This window comes from Streptomyces sp. NPDC050504 (assembly GCF_044458065.1).
Taxonomy (GTDB): Bacteria; Actinomycetota; Actinomycetes; order Streptomycetales; family Streptomycetaceae; genus Streptomyces.
Genome location: NZ_JBITHO010000001.1, coordinates 845,311 through 864,652 on the forward strand (window position 1 = coordinate 845,311; position 19,342 = coordinate 864,652).

At 73.5% G+C, this 19,342-nt stretch carries 17 protein-coding genes and 2 riboswitches; of the genes, 2 read left to right on the plus strand and 15 right to left on the minus strand.

The genetic code is table 11. The annotated features are described in order from the left end of the window. From yidD to ACIBNE_RS03545, 14 genes are all read right to left on the minus strand, one after another. A complete protein-coding gene (gene yidD, locus ACIBNE_RS03480) occupies nt 1-462 on the minus strand; it encodes a membrane protein insertion efficiency factor YidD (RefSeq protein WP_399269020.1) in 462 nt (153 codons plus the stop codon). 160 nt (nt 463-622) lie between these two features. Further along, nucleotides 623-1,810 (minus strand): M20 family metallopeptidase, encoded by a 1,188-nt coding sequence (locus ACIBNE_RS03485; RefSeq protein ID WP_399269022.1) that lies wholly within the window; start codon nt 1,808-1,810, stop codon nt 623-625. 186 nt (nt 1,811-1,996) lie between these two features. After that, on the minus strand, nt 1,997-2,383 hold the full coding sequence (locus ACIBNE_RS03490; RefSeq protein WP_399269024.1) for a VOC family protein: 387 nt from the start codon (nt 2,381-2,383) through the stop codon (nt 1,997-1,999). A gap of 54 nt (nt 2,384-2,437) precedes the next feature. Next, nucleotides 2,438-3,298 carry an ABC transporter permease gene (locus ACIBNE_RS03495; protein WP_399269026.1) on the minus strand — a complete coding sequence of 287 codons (861 nt, stop codon included), beginning with the start codon at nt 3,296-3,298 and terminating at the stop codon, nt 2,438-2,440. After that, nucleotides 3,295-4,110: an ABC transporter ATP-binding protein gene (locus ACIBNE_RS03500; RefSeq protein ID WP_399269028.1), complete on the minus strand. Its 816-nt coding sequence runs from the start codon at nt 4,108-4,110 to the stop codon at nt 3,295-3,297. The genes ACIBNE_RS03495 and ACIBNE_RS03500 overlap by 4 nt, the downstream gene beginning before the upstream one ends. Further along, on the minus strand, nt 4,101-4,886 hold the full coding sequence (locus ACIBNE_RS03505) for a PIG-L deacetylase family protein (RefSeq protein WP_399269029.1): 786 nt from the start codon (nt 4,884-4,886) through the stop codon (nt 4,101-4,103). Before ACIBNE_RS03505 ends, ACIBNE_RS03500 begins: the two co-directional genes overlap by 10 nt. 13 nt (nt 4,887-4,899) lie before the next feature. Next, nucleotides 4,900-5,535 carry a papain-like cysteine peptidase gene (locus ACIBNE_RS03510; protein WP_399269031.1) on the minus strand — a complete coding sequence of 212 codons (636 nt, stop codon included), beginning with the start codon at nt 5,533-5,535 and terminating at the stop codon, nt 4,900-4,902. A gap of 127 nt (nt 5,536-5,662) precedes the next feature. Then, nucleotides 5,663-7,147, minus strand: coding sequence for a glycoside hydrolase family 3 protein (locus tag ACIBNE_RS03515; protein ID WP_399269033.1), 1,485 nt, complete (start codon nt 7,145-7,147; stop codon nt 5,663-5,665). Nucleotides 7,148-7,167: 20 nt separating this feature from the next. After that, a complete protein-coding gene (locus ACIBNE_RS03520) occupies nt 7,168-8,403 on the minus strand; it encodes a hypothetical protein (RefSeq protein ID WP_399269035.1) in 1,236 nt (411 codons plus the stop codon). A gap of 496 nt (nt 8,404-8,899) precedes the next feature. Further along, entirely contained in the window at nt 8,900-9,640 is a 741-nt protein-coding gene (locus tag ACIBNE_RS03525; protein ID WP_399270047.1) for an ECF transporter S component, read from the minus strand. Nucleotides 9,641-9,714: 74 nt separating this feature from the next. Next, nucleotides 9,715-11,472 (minus strand): ABC transporter ATP-binding protein, encoded by a 1,758-nt coding sequence (locus ACIBNE_RS03530; protein WP_399269037.1) that lies wholly within the window; start codon nt 11,470-11,472, stop codon nt 9,715-9,717. Then, nucleotides 11,469-12,623: an energy-coupling factor transporter transmembrane component T gene (locus ACIBNE_RS03535; protein WP_399269039.1), complete on the minus strand. Its 1,155-nt coding sequence runs from the start codon at nt 12,621-12,623 to the stop codon at nt 11,469-11,471. The genes ACIBNE_RS03530 and ACIBNE_RS03535 overlap by 4 nt, the downstream gene beginning before the upstream one ends. A 4-nt stretch (nt 12,624-12,627) precedes the next feature. Next, on the minus strand, nt 12,628-13,539 hold the full coding sequence (locus ACIBNE_RS03540; RefSeq protein WP_399269041.1) for a hypothetical protein: 912 nt from the start codon (nt 13,537-13,539) through the stop codon (nt 12,628-12,630). Next, complete coding sequence (locus tag ACIBNE_RS03545; protein WP_399269043.1) at nt 13,536-16,328, minus strand: prenyltransferase/squalene oxidase repeat-containing protein; 2,793 nt, start codon at nt 16,326-16,328, stop codon at nt 13,536-13,538. The genes ACIBNE_RS03540 and ACIBNE_RS03545 overlap by 4 nt, the downstream gene beginning before the upstream one ends. A 132-nt stretch (nt 16,329-16,460) precedes the next feature. Beyond that, nucleotides 16,461-16,596, minus strand: a riboswitch (cobalamin riboswitch). A gap of 116 nt (nt 16,597-16,712) precedes the next feature. Further along, a riboswitch (cobalamin riboswitch) is annotated at nt 16,713-16,787 on the plus strand. A 145-nt stretch (nt 16,788-16,932) separates the two neighbouring features. Here ACIBNE_RS03545 and ACIBNE_RS03550 point away from each other — a divergent pair. Then, entirely contained in the window at nt 16,933-18,426 is a 1,494-nt protein-coding gene (locus ACIBNE_RS03550; protein ID WP_399269045.1) for a hypothetical protein, read from the plus strand. 10 nt (nt 18,427-18,436) lie between these two features. Further along, nucleotides 18,437-19,024: a GNAT family N-acetyltransferase gene (locus tag ACIBNE_RS03555; RefSeq protein WP_399269047.1), complete on the plus strand. Its 588-nt coding sequence runs from the start codon at nt 18,437-18,439 to the stop codon at nt 19,022-19,024. Nucleotides 19,025-19,133: 109 nt separating this feature from the next. On the opposite strand, the gene ACIBNE_RS03560 is transcribed toward ACIBNE_RS03555, so the two are convergent. Then, entirely contained in the window at nt 19,134-19,337 is a 204-nt protein-coding gene (locus ACIBNE_RS03560) for a ferredoxin (protein ID WP_399269049.1), read from the minus strand. Nucleotides 19,338-19,342 lie beyond the last annotated feature (5 nt).

The following is a 19,342-nucleotide window of genomic DNA, read 5'->3' on the forward strand; positions in this document are numbered from 1 at the left end:
TCAGTCCGGTACCGGATCGCTGAAACCGCGCCTCCGTGCGGCGCCCGGACGGCACCGCGCCAGGCGCCGCAGAATCAGTAGCCCGCCGCGCGCCGCCCCGTGCCGGTGCAGTGCCCGTATCGCGTACGTCGAACAGCTCGGGGTGTACGGACAGCAGGGTGCCCGGCCGGGGCTCACCGCGACGCGGTAGCGCCGCACCCCTGCGTACAGCGCGGCGGCCGTCCGGCCCGCCGGGCGGGGCGCGACCGGGTCCTCCTCTTCGCGCGTCGCACCAGCCGGGCGGACGAGGCCGGAGAGGGAGGAAAAGACGGGGAGAGCGAGGGAGGACAGGGCGAGGGCGGGGCAGCAGCGGCCGCATCCGATGTAGGTGTCGAGCGCTCCTGTGCAGCACCCTTCCTCGTCGTCCCGCTTCCTGCGCCTGGGCTCCTCGTACCGTCCGCCCCGCGCCGCCTTCCTCGCCACTCTGCGCCCCTCGCCTCTCCACGGCCTCCGAGGCTCGGACCCCCGGCCCCAGGCCCCAGCTCCCCTGGACCAGGGATCCTATGCGGGGGGACCGGACCGGCCGACCGACGGCTCCCGGCGCCCTGTCCGGCCCGACCGGGCTCCCGGCGCCCCGTACGGCCTACCTGGCCAGCCTGTCCGCTGCCAGGCGCGCGTACAGCGCCGTTCCGTCCGCGAGGACCGCGTCGTCGAAGACCGCGAGCGGGGAGTGGTTGTTCGGCGCCGTGTCGTGGTCGGCGTCCGGCGGCGTGGCGCCGAGGAACAGCATCGCGCCCGGCACCTCGTCCAGGACACGCGAGAAGTCCTCGGAACCCGACAGGGGCTGCGGCATCGCCAGCGACCGCTCGCCGCCGAACAGTTCGGCCACCGTCCGGGAGACGAACGCCGCTTCGGCGGCGTCGTTGACGGTCACCGGGTACACCTCGACGAACTCCGCGTCCACCTCGACGCCGTACGCGTCGGCGATTCCCCGGCACACGCGCACGGTGCCCTCGCGCAGCAGCGCGAGGGAGCGCTCGGAGAAACATCGCACCGTCGCCCGGAACGACGCCGTGTCGGGAATGACGTTCGACTGCGTGCCCGCCTGGAACACGCCCACCGTCAGCACCACCGGGTCGAAGATGTCGAACGTCCGGGTGATCCACGCCTGGAGCGAGGTCACCATCTCGCACGCCGCCTGCACCGGGTCCTTCGCGCGGTGCGGCATCGAGCCGTGCCCGCCCGCGCCGCGCACGGTCACGTGGAGGCCGTTGGACGCGGCGAGCGCGGGGCCGGGCCGCACAGCGAACTGCCCGTGCGCGAACCCCGCCGACAGGACGTGGATGGCGTACGCGGCGTCGGCCCGCCGGCCCGACGCGTCGAGCACGCCCTGCTCGACCATGTGCCGCGCCCCGTCGAAGCCCTCCTCGCCCGGCTGGAACATGAACACCACGTCGCCCGCGAGCCGGTCCCGGTGCGCGGCGAGCAGCCGTGCGGCACCCGCGAGCATGGTGGTGTGCAGGTCGTGGCCGCAGGCGTGCATGGAGCCGTTGGCGGACGCGTAGTCCAGGCCGGTGCGCTCGTCGACGGGCAGGGCGTCCATGTCGCCGCGCAACAGCACCGTCGGCCCCGGCCGGGCGCCGCGCAGTACGGCGGTCACCGATGACAGGCCCTTGCCCGTGGTGACGTCGAGGCCGAGCCCGTCGAGCGCGCCGAGCACGGTCTCCTGGGTGCGGGGCAGTTCGAGCCCGGTCTCGGGCGCGGCGTGCAGGGTGCGGCGCAGCCTGACCAGGTCGTCCTGGAGGGCGCGGGCGTCGTCGAGCAGGTCCATGGTTGCTCCTCGCTTCGTGTCGTGGAGTCCACCTTGGACGGCGGGGGACGCCCGCGATAGGGGCCGTTGGCCCTCAGCAGTCCCCGACCGGGCCCGCACGGAACTGTCCGGCGCCCCCGGTCACGCGGACACGGACCTGTGCGGCGCCCCCGATCACACGGATACAGACCTGTGCGGCGCGTCGGTTCACACGGAATCCGACCCGTGCGTCGCGTCGATCACGCAGAAGCGGTTGCCGTCAGGGTCGGCGAGCACCACGAAGTCCGGGTCCTGCGGGTACAGGTCCCAGTCGACGCGGTGCGCGCCCAGCGACACCAGCCGGTCGATCTCCGCGGCCTGCTCCGCCGCGTCGTCCACGTACAGGTCCAGGTGGACCCTCGGCCTCTCCTGCATGGGCGACTCGCTCAACCCGAGGGCCAGCTGGACCCCGGGGCCCGCCTTCTCCCCGGGGACCAGCACCACCCAGTCGTCCGACGGCTCCTCACGCGGTACGTATCCCAGCGCGGCGGTCCAGAACGCCGTCGCGCGCGACACGTCCGACACACCCAGAACGACAGATCCGATGCTCAGCATCCGCCGATCATGGCACGCCGTCTCTTCAGGGAGCCGGGGTCGAGAACCGGGGGATCAGGAATAGCGGGTGACCAGCCCCCTCCTGCGGAACGTGCGCAGCATCCGGCTCAGCGCGTACAGGCTGAACAGGATCAGTACGCACGTGCCGCCCGCCGCGAGCAGCAGCTCCCGCCACGGCATGTCCTTGCCCGCCGCGAGTTCCCGGCCCGCGGCGAACACGTGCGTGGTCGGCAGCACTTCGGCGATCGGCCGCAGCGCGGCGGGCAGCGTGGACACCGGGTAGAAGACGCCGGACAGCGGCATCACCACCGACAGCGCGCCCCACACCAGTGCCTCGGCGCCACTGCCGTACCGCAGCACCAGACCGACCACCAGCAGCGCGACCGACCAGCCGCAGGCCAGCAGCAGCGCGGCGACGGGGATCAGCCCGATGCCCAGTTCGGTGACGTCGAAGGCGTACGCGGCGAAGGCGAGCGTCGCGACGGCCGTCGTACTGGCCGCCGTGCGGACCAGGGCGAACAGTCCCACCCCGGCCAGGTACTCCCAGTCCCGCATGGGGGTGGCGAGGAGCCCGAGGACGTTGCGGGACCAGGTCTCCTCCAGAAAGCCGGTCGCCAGGGAGATCTGCGTCTGGTGGACGAGGTGCCACAGGACGGTGCCGCTCAGCAGGTACACCGTCACCGCGGCGGTGGTGCTCGGGTTGCCGCCCGCCTTCTCCGCGGCCTGTGCGGCGAACAGCCCGATGGAGCCGTACAGCAGGGTGTCCACGAGCGGCCACACCAGGACGTCGAAGAAGCGGTGCGGGCTGCGCTTGAGCACCAGCCAGTGCCGACGGGCGACCGCCAGCACCCGGTGCGCGGACGCGGAGGCGGGCGTGCGCAGGGCGGGCCCCGGCAGGGGCGCGGTCGTCGTCATCGGCCCACCGCCTTCTCGCGCTCGCGGTCGCGCTCCTCGGCGAGGTGCAGGAACACGCCCTCCAGGTCCTGGCGGCCGAACCGGCGCGCCACGTCCTCGGGCGTGCCGTCGGCGGCGATGCGGCCGCCGTGCAGGAAGACGACCCGTTCGCAGAGCCGTTCGACCTCCACCATGTCGTGGCTGGTGACCAGGAGCGCGGTGCCCTGTTCGGCGGAGAGCTTCAGCAGGGCCGTGCGCACCCGCAGCGCGATGTCCGGGTCCAGGGACGCGGTGGGCTCGTCGAGGATCATCAGCCGGGGCTGGTGCAGGGCCGCCTTGGCGATGCCCACCAGGGTGCGCTGCCCGCTGGAGAGTTCGGTGCCTATGGCGTGCGCGAGGTGCTCGATGCCGAACCGGGCGAGCGCGGCCTCCACGGCGGCAGCCGGTTCGCGCAGTCCGTACAGGTCGGCGTACAGGCGCAGGTACTCGCGGACCCGCACGCGGTCGGGCAGCGGCAGGTAGCCCGCGACGAACCCGATGCCCTGCATGGCGTCGGCCCGTCGTGCAGGAAGGGTGCGGCCCAGGATCTCGACCTCCCCGCCGTCCGGTTCGACCGCGCCGAGGCACATCAGGAGGGTGGTGGTCTTGCCCGCGCCGTTCGGGCCGAGCAGCCCGAGGCGCTCGCCCGCGTGGACGGTGAGGCTCACGCCGTCCACGGCGCGGCCCCTGCGGTACTCCTTGACCAGGCCGCGCGCGTCCAGGACGACGGGCCTGTCGGCGGCGTCGGGCCCGCCGTGCTCTTCGGGCCCGGAAGTGTCTTCGGTCAGTCGCACGGTGTGGCCTCGCCGGGTTCGATCGGGGACGCGGAGCCGAGGGGCGCCAGCGACCAGATGAGTTCGGCGCTGAGCGGTCCCGTACGGGAGAGGAACGCGCCGTGGTCCGTGGCGATCGCGGCGTGCTGTGAACCGTGGCACAGTACGGCGGCGCGTTTGGCGGCCCACTGTTCGTCGGACAGCCGCAGTTCGTGCTTGACGGTGGTGTCGTACGCGCGCGACAGCGCCTGATAGGCCAGGCCGCAGTAGGAGTTGACGGCCAGCGTGTCCACCGCGCCCGGCTCGCCCCAGCCGGGGACGTGCCCGGTGTACGGCAGATCGGCGTACACCCGGGGCAGCGGGGCGCCGATCGCGCCCAGTACGGACACGGCGCGGTGGCGCACCGCCTCGTGGTCCGGCTGGTTGCTGCCGAGCGGTGCGAGCACCAGGGCGCCGGGACCGAGGTTCTTCAGGAAGTCGTCCAGTGCGTGGAGTTCGGCGCCGGGCGCGGCGTAGGGGCCGTCGGGATGGTCGAGCACGATCTGCTCGGCGCCCATCAGGGCGCAGGCCGCGGCGTCCTCGGCGAGCCGGGTGCGGTACGCCTCGGCGGCCGTTGAGAACCCGCAGGTGCGGTCCCACCAGGAGACGGGCGCGTCGGCGTCGGGCGCGCCGCCGAAGACGGTCACGACGGTGACGGGGCCCGGCAGTTCCGGCAGCAGGCCGGCCAGGGAGAGCGCGGCGTCGTCGAAGTGCGGGGACAGGACGACCGTACGGTCGAAGGGAGCCAATGGAGCCATGTGGAGTCCTCGGTCAGTTCGGTGTGTGGGCGTGGGCCGCGAGCGGGAAGCGGGTCAGCACGCGGTCCCAGGAGGCGTCGTCGCCCTCCCAGCGGCCCTCGACGAGCGGCACGGTGTCCCAGGAGACGCCGGGCGGCAGGCCGTGGGCGTCGGACGGCGGTGTGCGGCGCAGCCAGAGCAGCCCGAAGCGGTGCTCGGCGTGCTGTGCGGCGAGGGTGGCGTGCAGTCGCCGGACATCGGCCGCCGACGCCTCGTCGAAGGCGTCGTGGTGGACGTAGAGGACCCGCGCGGTGGAGGAGGCCGTCGTCCGCCAGCGGTCCGCGAGGTAGGCGAATTTGGCGCGTACCGCGGGGAGCTGTTCGTCGATCAGCGCGGTGGTGAGCGGCTGCCCCTCGGGTGCGTGGAAGTCGTGGAAGAAGCGGATTCCCGAGCCCTTGTCGTGGACGCAGGCCCCGTCGCTGTCGGGCACGCTCAGGCCGGGGCGCAGGACGCCCTGGAAGCCGGTGGTGAGCGCGGTGACGACGGAGGGGAGTTCGAGGTCGAGCCAGTCGAAGAAGGCGGCCCGCTCGATGCCGGTGAACCGGCGGATCTGGTACGTGGATTCACAGTGGTAGCCGAGACCGACACAGGTGTCGTACACGTGGTTCACGTGGTGCTCCGTGGGGTTCTGCGCCCGGTGAAGGGCGCGGGGTCTGGTACGGCTCGCGGCCCTCGCCGCGCGGGTGCGGCCGGCCCCCCTCCGGCCCGCGAACGGGAATCCGCACCCGGCCGTCGCGTCACTCGCGCAGCGGCCCCGACCAGGTCCGTCCGGTGAGGCGTTCGGCGGCGGCGACCGCGTTGGCGAGTCCGGCGCCCCTGGTGCGCAGCACGATGCCGTCCCCTGCGGGTCCGTCCCCCGTGGATCCGGCCGTGTCGAGGCCCATCTCCACGGTCACCAGGTCGGGGCGGCGTTCACGCAGCGCGCGCAGGGTGGCGCGCTGCCACGGGTCGCGGGCCGCGTCGCGGACCACGACGGCCAGCGGGCCGCTCTCCGGGACGGGGATCGCCGACGGGTCCGTGCCGGGCTCCACGTCGGTCGCGGACGCGAGGGCACCGAGGCGTTCGAGCGGCCTGGCGAGGCCCCAGGGGGCGATCCCCACCGCCATGTTGGCCTCGCCCGCGAGCCGTACGGTGTGCACGGGCCCTTCGACGGGGGCGGGCAGCGGGCCCGTGACGGCCAGGGCGCGGCGCGCGGCGAGGAGGCCGACCCCGACGCCCGCGCCGCCGGGCGCGGACCAGGCGCGCAGCGCCGCGACCCGCTCGGCGGCCTCCTCCAGCCGCTCCAGGGACAGTTCGCCCTTGTCGACGGCGCGCGCGACCGCGTCGTACACCTCGGGCAGGACGTGCTCGCCGCCGCTCGCGCCGAGCAGGACCAGGTCGACCCCCGCGGCCCAGGCGAGCACGGCGGCCCCGCCGAAGCCCCAGCGGTCGAGGATCGGCGCCATCTCCAGGGCGTCGCTGATGACGACCCCGTCGAAGCCGAGTTCTTCGCGCAGCAGCCCCGTGACGACCCGGTGGCTGAGGGTCGCGGGCAGTTCGGCGAGGTGCGGCAGCCGGATGTGGCCGGTCATCACGGCCTTGGCGCCGGCCGCGGCGCCCGCGGCGAACGGGGGCAGGTCCAGGGCGCGCAGGGCGTCCAGGGAGCGGTCGATGTCGGGCAGCGCGTCGTGCGAGTCGGTGCCGGTGTCGCCGTGGCCGGGGAAGTGCTTGAGCGCGGCGGCGACGCCGTGTTCCTGGAGGCCCTCGACGAAGGCCCGGGTGTGCCGGGCGACGAGGACGGGGTCGGCGCCGAAGGAACGCACGCCGATGATGGGGTTGTCCGGCTGGGAGTTGACGTCGGCGCAGGGCCCGAAGCAGAGGTTGATGCCGGTGGCGACCAGGTCGGCGCCGATCGCGCCGGCCACCTTGCGGGTCAGCTCGGGGTCGTCGACGGTGCCCAGCGCGTGGTTGCCGGGGTAGACGCTGCCCCGGTGGTAGTCGAGGCGTGTGACGTCGCCGCCCTCCTCGTCCAGCGCGATGAGCGCGTCGGGGCGAGTGGCGCGCAGTGGTTCCACGATGTCGGCGCGGATCGATCCCGGCGCCAGGTTGGTGCCGAAGATCCCGACGCCCGCGAGTCCGGCGTCGAGGGCGCGGTGCACCCAGTCGGGCGGGGTGCGGCCTTCGTAGGCGGGCAGGAGGCAGGCGTTGACCAGTGGGGCTATGGATGTCGCGGCAGTGCTCACGGACGGATGACCTCGCGGTGTCAGTGCTGGGCGGAGTCGGAAGCGGGGGCCGCCGGGGCGTCGACGGAGCCGATGATGCCCGGGACGCGGCGCAGGAGGATGCCGGTGCTGCCGCGTTTGCGCAGGTAGGCGCGTCCGCCGCAGACGGTTTCGAGGGCGGGCTCGACCAGGACCGTCTCGTCGGCCTGCCGCCACCGCTGGGTCTCGGCCAGCCAGGGCCGCAGCCGGGTGTCGAGGGCCTCAGGTTCCAGGGCGACGAAGACCAGGTCGGTGGGGAGCGAGTCGAGGAGCGCCAGGTCCTGGCCGTAGTACAGCATTTCGATCAGGAGGTACGCGGAGCCCGCCAGCTGTCGCGCCGGGACGGCCAGAGCCTCCAGGTCGTCGTTGTGGACGGTCAGCCGTTCGTGCGCGACGCGCTCGACGAGCCTGCGCCGGAAGGCCGGGTTGGGCTCGGTCGCCTCGACGCGGAAGCCCTTGTCGGCGAGGCGGCCGGTGAGCGCGCCCTCGCAGGCGCCGACCTCCACGAGCGGCCCCGCGTCGGGCTCGCACCAGTGGGCGATCCAGGCGGTGGTGGTGTCCAGCCGCTCGCTCTCGTACGGGGAGGAGGCGAACTCCCACGGGTCGGGCACTGCGGCCGCCTCGTCGTCGAGGCTGGCGAGCAGGGCGTAGAGCCGCAGCCGCTCATCGGCCCCCGAGGCGAAGAAGCGTTCGGTCGCGGGCACCCGGCCGGTGTAGAGCATGTGGTCGGGGGACTCGCTGTCCAGCAGATGGGCGCAGGACTGGTTGGTGAAGTTCAGTTTGGCGGCGACGGACGTCCGGTCGAGGGGGTGGTCGCGATCGCTGATGAACTGGAGGAAGGGGGAGTAGCCGACGGCGTGCAGCACCGGCAGCCCGAGGGCGTCGGCGGCCTCGGCCGCGTCCAGCCCCGTACGGCCCCGGCTGCGCCGGTTGTCGGCGGGCGAGTGGGTCCAGATGCGGGCCGTGCGGTCGCGCACCGCGTCGCCCAGCCAGTCGGTGAGGCGGGTGACACCGGGGGACGCGGCACTGTCGTCGGCCGGCCGGACGTGCCGGGCGAGCAGGCCCAGGCGCTCCGCAGGGTCCGCGCCGGGCGGCAGGACCAGCCGCTCGCCGGTGTCGCAGAGCAGGACGTGGGTCTCGGTGGGCCGTTCGGATCCCGGGGAAGTCGGCGAGGCGAGCACGGAGAGGAAGTCGAGGACGGCGTCTTCGGCCCTGAGTACCACCACGAGGTCGATCACAGGCAGTTCCTATCGGTGGGCATGGCGGAGCTGCGCGGCCCGGCACTGGGCGGCGTTGCCCAGCGCTGAGCTGCGGAAGCGGGGTTGGGGGTGTGGGTGGAACGGTCGGTTCGGGAAGGCCGGTCGTGCCTTCCGGGGGGTGACAGTAACCACTACTCGACAGTATGGTCTAGACCACGACTTCAGCCAGGATCAGCCGTATGAATGGCCGATACACCACTTCCGTCTGGTCTGTGAACGACAGTCAGGTATGGGTGGTTGAACATGCAAGGGCCATGCACTCTCCGTGGAGTGCGTGGCCCTTGCCGTGCGGTGCGTTCGACCTGCGCACAAAGGGTGCTTCGGCGCACCCGCCGCCCGCCGGATCGCCGGCCATCGGCTGTGGGTTCGGAGGCCGCCCATCACTGCCCATCCGTACACACGAACTGCCCGAACAGCCACCAGTGGTGGCCCGCCGGGTTGCGCCGCACTGCCCGATGCTCCCCGAAGGGGACGTTCACTCCTTGCTGAACCGGACCGGCGCCTGGAAGCGGGCCTTGCGGGCCGCGCGGCGGAACACCGTGAGGACGGCGGGGCCCGCCAGCGTGATGCACACGAAGTTGGTCACCGCCCTGCCCGTGTCCCAGCCGAGCGACGTCGCCACGTCGAACGCGACGTAGCGGTGCCACTGTTCGGTGAACGGCAGCCCCGGCAGATAGGCGATCGAGCTGTTCGGGTCGAGCGAGAACGGCCAGAAGGAGAGATTGAGGAGGAACCCGAAGAGATAGCCGGACAGCGAGCCGTAGACGGCGAGCATCAGCACCTCGACGCGCCCGCTCGCCCTCGGCAGCAGCCCGGCCAGCATCCCCACGAACGCACAGCCGAACATCTGGTACGGCATCCAGGGTCCGACCCCGCCCGTGATCAGTGCCGACGCGAACAGCGACGTACAGCCCAGGGTGAAGCCGAAGCCGGGGCCGAACACCCGCCCCGCCAGGACGAGTACGAAGAAGACCGTCTCGATTCCCGCGGTGCCCGCCCCGAGCGGCCGCAGTGCGGCGTTGACCGCGGACAACACACCCAGCATCGCCAGGGCCTTGGAGCTGATGCCGCCCTCGGCGATCTCGGAGATCACCACGCACAGGACGAGCGCCAGCAGCACACCGAAGATCAACGGCGGGGCGTAGGAGGCCCCCAGCTTGCCCGGGGCGACGACGAACGGCCAGAAGAACGCCACGACGCCGAGGAACGCGGCCATCGCGATGACCAGGGAGGCACGTGGGGTGACACGGATCGCGGAGACGGCACCGGGGGACTTCTGGGCGGGCTCCCTCACGAGCGCTCCCCTCCGGCGTCCGTACTGTCCCCTCCGGCGTCCGTAGTGTCCTTTTCGGGGTCCGTGCCGCCCCCTCCGGCGTCCGTGCCGCCCCCGCCTTCGGCCCGCAGCGCCGCGTCCACCTGGCCGGGCGTGAGATAGGGGAGCGGCGCCAGGACCTTCGCCGCCTGGGGCGCGAAGACCGGGGAAGCGACGATGACCTCGTCGGTCGGCCCGTCCGCCACCACGTCGCCCTCGGCCATCACCACCACCCGGTCGGCCGCGCGCGCCGCGAACTCCACGTCGTGCGTGGAGACCACCACGGCCCTGCCCTCCGCCGCGAGCGCGTCCACGATCTCGACCAGCCGGGACTTGGCCCGGTAGTCCAGCCCCCGGGTCGGCTCGTCGAGCAGCAGCACCCCGGGCGCGGCGGACAGTTGGATGGCCAGCACCAGCGCGAGCTTCTGACCCTCGGAAAGGTCGCGCGGATGGGTCGCGTCGTCGATGCCGGGGGCGAGACGGTCCAGGACGTCCCGTGCGCGGGGCGCGCCGCCCTCGCTCGCGGCCGGTACCGTCCCGGCCGTCGACTCCGCGTCGGCCTGGGCCAGTTCCTGCTTCACCGACTCCAGGTACAACAGGTCCGTCGGCGTCTGCGGGACGAGCCCCACCAGCCGCCGCGCCCCCGCCGCGGGCAGCTCCTTGGGGTCCGCCGCTGCGCCCCCGCCGAGCGGCGTCACCCGCACCGTGCCCGCCCTGCGCGGACCCGACCCCTGCAACGCCCACAGCAGCGACGACTTGCCCGACCCGTTGCGCCCCATCAGCGCGGTCACCTCACCGGACCGCAGCTCCAGGTCGACCTCGCGGACGGCGGCCACGTCCCGGTACGCGACCGTCACCCCGCGCGCGTCGAGCACCCTCGCCCGTTTCCCGCCCGCAGGGGGCCGTACCGGCGGGACCGGCCTGTCCACGAGTCGTGCCCGCAGCGGGGCGGCCGCGCGCCGCGCGTCCCGTACGGAGAGCGGCAGCGGATCCCAGCCCGCGCGGCGCCCCAGTTCCACGACGGGCGGCGCGACGGACGAGGTCCGGAACACCTCCGTGGGCGGCCCCGCCGCCACGCGCCCGTCACCCGGCAGGTGCAGCACGCGGTCCGCGTACTGCACGACCCGTTCAAGACGGTGTTCGGCCAGCAGCACGGTCACGCCCAGGTCGTGGACGAGCCGCGTGACGGCGGCCAGCACCTCGTCGGCCGCGGTCGGGTCGAGCGCGGACGTCGGCTCGTCGAGCACCAGCACCCGGGGGTGCGCGGTGAGCACGGAACCGATCGCGACGCGCTGCTGCTGGCCGCCGGACAGTTCGTACAACGCGCGGTGGCGCAGATCGGCGAGGCCCAGCAGGTCCAGCGTCTCCTCGACGCGCTTGCGCATGGTCGAGGGCGGGACGGCCAGCTGCTCCATCGCGTACGCCAGTTCCTCCTCGACCGTGTCGGTCACGAAGCCGTCCAGCGGATCCTGGCCCACGAAGCCCACCACGTCGGCGAGTTCGCGGGGCGGGTGGTGGGCGGTGTCGCGGCCGTCCACCGTCACCGAGCCGTGCAGCGTGCCGCCGGTGAAGTGCGGCACGAGACCGTTGACCGTGCCGAGGAGGGTGGACTTGCCGACCCCGGTGTGGCCGACGACGAGGCACAGCTCGCCCTCCTCCACGGTCAGGTCGACGTCACGCAGCGCGGGCCCGGCAGCGTCGTCGTAGTGGACGGAGACCTGGTCGAAGGTGATCAACGGATTCCCCCTGCGGGACGCGGCGGTGGCGCCAGGAAGCCCGCGGCGCCCGCGAGCAGCACCGCGGCGGCCGGGACCATCGGCAGCGTCGGCCAACTGAGCGGATAGATGGACGGATTGAGTTCGGCGGCGTCGAAGCCGACGCCGGCGAAGAGCAGCACGGCGGAGAGCACCCCGCACCCCGCGACCGCCCACTCCTCGAACCGCCACGGGTCGGGCCGGTAGGTCGTACGGGTCACGCGTCGCCCGCCGAGCCGCAGCCCCGCAACGCACAACACCCCGCCGAACGCCAGCGCGGGCAGCCCGATCAGCTTCGGCGCGGTCGCGTCGAGGAGCCCGTACGCCCCCGTGCACAGCCCGCACATGCCGAGCAGCATCAGCGCGCCCGTCAGCCTGCGCGAGCGCTTCGTCGCGGACCCGGCCCTTCCGTAGCCGCGCGAGTCCATGGCGGCCGCCAGCCGCAGCGAGCGCTCCAGGGCGTCCTCCAGCACGGGCACCGCGATGCCGCGCAGCGCCCGGACCCCCTTGGTGCGTCCGGCCCGCAGCCTGCGGGCGCGGTGCACGCGCTGGACGCTCTGCACGAGTTGGGGCGCGACGCTGAGCGAGACCGTGACGGCGACGCCCAGTTCGTACAGTGCGCCGGGCAGCACCCGCAGCGCCCGCTTGGGGTTGGCGAGGGTGTTGGCCGCGCCGATGCAGCACAGCATGCACGCCAGGCGCAGCCCGTCCGTCGCCGCCGACAGCAGCGCCTCCAGGGAGACGGGGCCGCCCAGTTCGATGCCCGCGTACCAGTCGGGCGTCGGGATCCGGGGCAGCGAGAAGAGGAAGTGGTCGCGCGGCGTGATGCCGGTGGCGAACACCGCCCGGAAGACGACGCGCAGCGCCACCACGGTGAGCGCCAGGTACAGGTAGTACTTGAAGCCGCGTGCCCACGGCGCCTCGGTGCGGCGCATGCTGATGACGTGGCCGAGGACGGCCAGCACCAGGAACAGCAGCAGCGGGTTGTTGGTGCGGCTCACGGCGGTCGCGAGCGCCAGCGCCCAGAGCCACCAGGCGACGGGGTGCAGGGTGCGGGGCAGACGGCGGCCGCCGGTGTCCGGGAGGTCCCCGGACACCGGCGGCCGCACCGCTGTCGATTCGGTGCGCGACACGTCACTACTCCGTACGGCGTCGGCGTCTCGCCGCGTAGAGCGCTGCCGCCGCGATGAGGGCGACCAGCGCGGCGGTCACGGCGGCGGGCACGAACGAGCCCGTGTCGTGCTCGGCGTCGGCGGCCGGGACCGCGTCGACGACCTTGGGGCGCGGCGACGCGGCGGCGACGGGGCCCCGGGCCGTGGAGGAGGGCGCCGTGGACGGCGACGGTGTCGGGGACGCGGAAGGGTAGGGCGTCGCGGACTGCTTCGCGGCAGGGCTCTCGGTCGGCGGCCTGTCCGTTGCGACCGGGCGCGGCGGTGCGACCGGTGCGGGGCCCGTGTCCGTGCCTGGCGGCACCGGGTCCGCGGTCCGGGTCTCCTCCGGTACGGCAGGGCCGCCGCCGACGGGCCGGACGTTGTGGGCGCGCAGCTGGTCGGGGGTGACGGTGGGACGCCCCTCGGTGCCCTCGATGTTCGTACCGCCGAAGATCCACAGGTCGACGCTGCCGGGCTTCGGCTTGTAGAGCATCGCGCCGAGCTGGCTGTACTGCCAGGTGTCGGAGCCGGGATCGGCGTGCCAGTACGACCAGTAGGCGGACGCGGGCGGAGTGAGCACGCAGTTCTCCTGCGAGGGCGGCGGGAACTGCTTGCCGCCCCGGAAGCCGCTGTACCCGATGCGGCAGATGAACGCGGGACCGTCGTGGCCCGTGCCGGAGGTCTGCCAGCCGCCCTGGTTCAACAGTTCGTAGCCGGTGGTCGGGGTGGTGCCGCAGGAGCGGTAGACCGGGCCGCCCCACTTGCTGAAGTCGACCGCGAGCACCGCGCCCGAACCGGTCGTGCAGCGCCCCATGGGCTGCGGTGCGGCAGCGGCGGGCACGGCGACGGCGGCCACCAGCGCGAAGGCGACCGGCACACGCGTGAGGATCCGCGTCACCGCCTGCCCCTTTCGGCCGGGGTACGGCGTTTGCGCGCCACCACCGTCAGAAGCGCGCCGCACGCCAGCAGCGCGGCGGCCGTCGGCGCGAGCCGTCCGGCCTGGGTACCGGTGGACGCGAGCTGCCCGCCCGTGCCGGGACCGCTGTTGCCCGTGGTGACGATTCCGGTGCCGGATCCGGGGCCCGAACCGTCCCCGCCCGAACCGTCCTCGCCCGGCGTGACGATCGAGGGGGTCTTGCCCGGGGGCGTGGAACCGGGCAGCGGATGCTCCTTGGTGCCGGCCAGGCTGCCGGTGAGCCGTCCGAACGAGGTCCCGGTCGCCCCGCTGACCGCCTGGGCCGACGCGCGCACGTCGGAGCCGCGCTGTCCGTCCACGGCGATGTTGAACCCGCCGTCGGCGTTCTGCTGCGTCACGAGGAACGCGCGCGCCTTGGCGATCCGGTCCGCGTACTTCTCCGCGTCCAGGGACAGCCCCTGGATCGCGAGCGCGGCGGAGTTGACGGAGTTGCCCGAGGCCCCGGGGAAGCCGCCGTCGGCGAGCTGGCGGCCCGCGATCCAGGCGAGCGCCCTGTCGACCGCCGCCCGTGACCGCTCGCCGGGAACGAGGTCGAGCGCCATCGCGGCCATGGCGGTGGAGTCCACCTCGGAGTCCCCGGTGGTGGGGATCAGGCTCGGCCACGCGCCGGACGGATGCTGCAGGCCCTCCAGGTAGGCGACGGGCTCCCGCGCCGCCTCGCCCTCGCCCGCGCGGTACTGCGCCATGATGCCCAGCGACTGGGAGAAGACCGACAGGACGTTGCGGTACGCGCCCTTGGCGGCGCAGCTCCGGTCCTTGCCGGAGCTCGGGGCCGCGCACACCGCCGAGGAGAGTCCCTCGATGAGGTCCTTCCCGCCGAAGGCGCGCGGGTCGCGGCCGACGACCTGCGCGAGCAGCGCCGTCTTGCCCAGGGAGCCGCTCGACAGGTGCTTGGCGTCTCCCACGCCCGTCCAGTTGTGAATGGAGCGTCCCGTGCCGTCCCTGCCGCCCTTGTCGAGGAAGTCCACAATGTCGCGGAGGGTGGCCCTGTTTCGGTCCGTGGCCGCCAGGGCGTAGGCCGTGTCGATGGTGAGGCCGTAGTCGGCGAAGCCGCTGCCGGGGCCCGACTCGTAGTAGCGCCCCAGCTTGAGCCGGTTCTTGCCGGTGAGGAACGTCACGCCCTTGGCGAGGTCGGGCCCCGGGGCCGTGGGGCCGGTCCTCTTGGTGGACAGCGTCACCAGGTCCTTGCCCGCGCCCGCGAGCGCGGCGGGCGCCGTGGCGAACAGCAGCGGCTCCGTGCCGCCCTCCTCGTACGCGAACGATCCGTTCAACTGCTGCTGCCCGGACGTCCAGGAGATCCCGGCGTCCGCGCGCCTGCCGTCCCCGAGGGTCCGCAGCGCCTGTGCGGCGAACGCGGTGGACTGCACGGCGCCGACCGTCGCCCCTTCGTAGCCGGGGAAGCCGCCGGTCGGCAGCTGTGCCTTGCGCAGCCAGGTGCGGGCTTTGGCGAGAGCCGCGTCGTGGCCGCCCGCCTTGCGCAGGACGAGCGCGATCAGGCCGGTCGACGCGGCTTCGCTGCCGCAGTGCTCGCCGGGCCCCACGAGAATGCTCGTGAAACCGCCGTCCGGGCACTGGAGTCCCGCCAGGCGCGCCACGGTGTCGGCCGGGGGCCGCACCCCGCCGCGCAGCAGCGCGAGCACGCCGAGCGCCTGCCCTTCGGCGTAGCCCGCGCCCCGGAAGTCGCCCTTGGCCGTACAGCCGGGGTTGGATCCGTCCGGCCCGGGGCCGGACGCACAGCGGTGCGAGACCAGTTCACCGAGCAGGTCGTACCCGCCGAAGGCGCGCGGGTCGCGCCCGGTGACCTCGGCGACCAGCGCGAGGCGGGCTACAGCCGCCCCGTCGGGCGCCTTGTCCGTGCCGTGCGGATAGGCGTACGCGGTGCTCTCGGCGGGCCTGGCGAGGAAATCGACCACCCTGGTGAGCGTCTTGTCGAGGGCGGGGCGCTGCCCGTACGCGGCGGCGAGCCCGAAGGCGGCCTCAGTGGTGCGGAAGTGGTCGTTCTTCTCCGCGCCCTCCTCGTCCTGCCCCACGACGCGTTCGCCGTCCTTGAGGGAGGCGGCGATCCAGCGCGAGGCCGCCGCGACGTCCACGTCGGCGTGCGGGACGTCGGGCACTTCGGGGTCGGGCGGCGCGGTGTGGCCTTCGGGGCGCACGTCGTCGGGGGAGAAGGCGGGACGGCCCTTGGTGCCGCCGACGTCGGTGCCGCCGTAGACCCACGCCTCGACGTCGCCCGCCTTCGGCCTGCGGTCCATGGCGCCGAGCTGGCTGTACGACCAGTGGTCCTGGCCGGGCGGGGCGATCCAGTACGACCAGTAGGCCGTGGCCTGCGGCGTGAGGCGGCACTTCTCCCGGTCAGGAGTGGGGTACTGCTTCCCGGCCTTGAAGTCCTTGTGCCCGATGCGGCAGATGAACCCGGGGCCGTCGTGCTGCGTGCCGGCCGTGCTGAACCCCGCGGTGTGCAGCAGTTCGTAGCCGCTGGTCGGGGTGGTGTCACAGCCCCGTACGACCTTGCCGCCCCACGGACCGAAGTCGACCGCGACGACCGCGCCCTTGGTGGCCGTGCACTTCTTCACCGGTTCCGCCGCCGCGGGAGCCGTACCGGGGCCCGTGACGAACACCACGCTCGCCGCGAGCACGAGCAGTGCTGCCGTGATCGGCGGGAGAAGCCCACCAGTCCCTGCCCACCGGCCTGTTCGTGTTCCGGTCCCCACCGCGACCCCTCGTGTCGGCTGTCCGCGCCGGGCGGGAAAACGCGTGGCGACGGGCCCTGCCGGACACATGCCTGGGCATGCCGGGGGGGGGCGGGGTCAGACCACGCCGTAGTCCGCGACGGCGTCTCGTGCTGAGAATCGACTCGGCCCCGGGCAGTCCGGCTCGCCCGGCGTCGCCGGGCCTACGGTTGCGGGTCAGCGCCGGAATTCGACCGGCTTCCCCTGGAACTGAGCGTGTATCAGCCGGATTGGAACACGCGTACCAAGAGGCCGTCAAGGCGACCGGGGCACCGTACGGACCCGCCGTCACCGACCGTACGGCGCGTCTTTCGGGGGCGCTGGCGCACCGTACGGCGCTGGGGTAGCGTCCAGGGCTGCCGAGTGGGGGAACCCGGTGGGAATCCGGGGCTGACGCGCAGCGGTGTGGGACGGCGGGGGCCGTGCCGAGCCCGAATGCCCAAGCGGTGAAGGCAGTTGCCGGAAGCCGAATCCACGCGATTGGACGGCGGCCACACCGCTCTGCCGCGGGGCGGTGCCGTGCGTTCGGCGCGGGTGTTCTTCGCGGGAGCGGGACGGTCGGCGTTCCCGTGCCCAGGAGCAGACCATGACCCGTACGTCCCGCGTCTCCACGTTCCGTACCCGTGCCGCCACAGCTGGGTCTTCCCGGTTCCGCGCCCGTACCTCCAGACGCGGCGGCCCGGCCGCGTACGCCGCGCTGACCGTCCCCCTCGCGCTCGGCGCCCTCGTCCTCTCGACGGTCCCGGCGTCCGCCACCGCCACCCCCGCACAGATCGCCACCTCCAAAACGAACGGCGTCGCCTACCTCAAGTCCCTCCAGGCCGCCGACGGTTCGTACGCCGGCTCCGGACTCTCCAACGAGTGGGCTTTCAGCGCCTTCGCGGCGGCCGGGACCGCGGCCGTCGACGTCGCGCCCGGCGGCGACGCGTCCAAGAACGCCCGCACCGTGTACCGCAACCTGCTCGCCACGCCGGGCTGGCCCTCCGCGAGCCCCGTCGTCACCGACTACGAGCGCGGGGCGCTCAACGCGTACGCGGCGGGCATCGACCCGGCGCGCGTCTCGGCGTCGCGCAACCTCATCGCCGACGTCTACGGCCACTGGCAGAACGCCGAGCCCGGCTACTTCGGCTCGTCCGCCAACTACAACGGCACCGTCTTCGCGGCCCTCGCGCTCGCCGGGGCCAGGACGCAGACCGGCGCGCAGCGCGTCCCGCAGGCCCTGCTCGACCGGATCGTCGCCCGCATCCGGGCCAACCAGCACAACGACGGCGGCTGGAACTACGGCAAGGCCGAGGGCGACCCGGGCCAGCTCGGCGCCGCGAGCGACATCGACATGACCGGCGCTTCCATGGCCGCGCTCTGCGTGTCCGGAGTGCCGAAGACGGACCCGGACGTCCTCCAGGCCAAGGCGTTCCTCAAGAGCAAGCTCGTCCCCTCGACGGGCGCGTTCAACGCGATGTTCGGCGTGAACACCGACTCCAACGGCTGGGCGGTCTCGGGCCTCAACGCCTGCGGCATTAACCCGCAGACCGGTGACTTCCTGACGCCGCCCGGCAAGACCCCGGTGGACTTCCTGATCGCACAGCAGTTCAACCCGGGCGGCGGGTTCAAGTACCTGCCGTCGGACACCGTGCCGTCCGCGTACGCCTCCATCGACGGCCTGCGCGCCGTCGCGGGCGGCGGCTTCACCGCCGCCCCGCCCGCCCCGGTGACGCCGGGTGCGCCGAAGTGGGTCGGCCAGAGCGCCTTCACCGCGGGTACGGCGACCAAGCTGGCGCTGACCGTCGACGACGGCACGGGCATTCCGAAGGTCTGCGCGGTGACCCTCACCCCGACGGGCCCGACGACGACGCTCGGCGACGTGCTGAGCGCCGCGACCACCGCGGCGGCGCCCGCGGGCTGTGTGACATCGGTCGCCCCGGCGTCCGGTACGGGCGTGGTCACCTCCCTCAATTCCACGTCCAACAGCGGGGGGTCGAGCTGGTTGGCGAGCGTGGACGGTTCGACGTTCACGGCGGCGGACCGGGGCCGGACCGTCGGAGTGGGGGACACCGTCGCGCTGCGCTTCGGCGCCAGTTGATGATGGAGGGATGACCGAACACACCGAGCAGACGGCACGGGGCGCTTCAGGGGAACACCTGGTGTCCCCGGAGCCCGATTTCGTGGAGACGCGTCTGGCCGTCTACGCGCAGGACGAGCACGACGAGATCTTCGGCGGCGTCACCGATCCCTTCGGCGTCGCTGACGTCGGACTCACCTGGCAGCCCAAGAAGGAGCACTTCGGCATCCGGTGGGGCGACCGGCTCGTGGCCCACACCGGCCTGCTGCGCCTGCCGGTCGAGGTGGGCGGCGTCGCGACCGAGGTGATAGGGATCGGCGGTGTCGCCGTCGCCCCCGACGTACGGGGCCGGGGGCTGGCGCGGCGGGTCGTCGCGGTGGCCCTGGAGCACGCCCGCACGATGGGCCCCGAGTACGCGCTCCTGTTCTGCCGCCCGCCGCTCGTCGCACTGTACGAACGCCTCGGATGGCGCCCGGTCGACGCGGCGGCGGGTGACGTGCTCGTCCCGCAGCCCGAGAACCGCACGGTGGTGATGCCGCTGCACACGATGCTGCGTCCGCTCCACGACGGCGCCCGGTGGCCGCAGGGACAACTGAGGCTGCTGGACCTGCCGATGTGAAGCGCCGCAGGTCCGACGGAGGGATCGGCCCCGACCTGTCGGACGGAGGGATCGGCCCCGACCTGTCCGAACGGATCGGTGGTGGCCAGGCCGAACGGGTCGGCGCCGGTCAGGCGTCGCCCTCGGTTACGGCGATGGCTGCCGCCGGGCAGGTGCCCGCAGCTGTGCGGACAGCGCTGTGGTAGCGCTGCGGAGGGTGCTCGGTCAGCAGCATGACCAGGCCGTCGTCGGGGGACTGGTCGAACACCTCGGGCACCCGCAGCGCGCACAGTCCGGCGCCCACGCAGCGGTCGGGATCGGTGGAGAGTTCCACGGGTG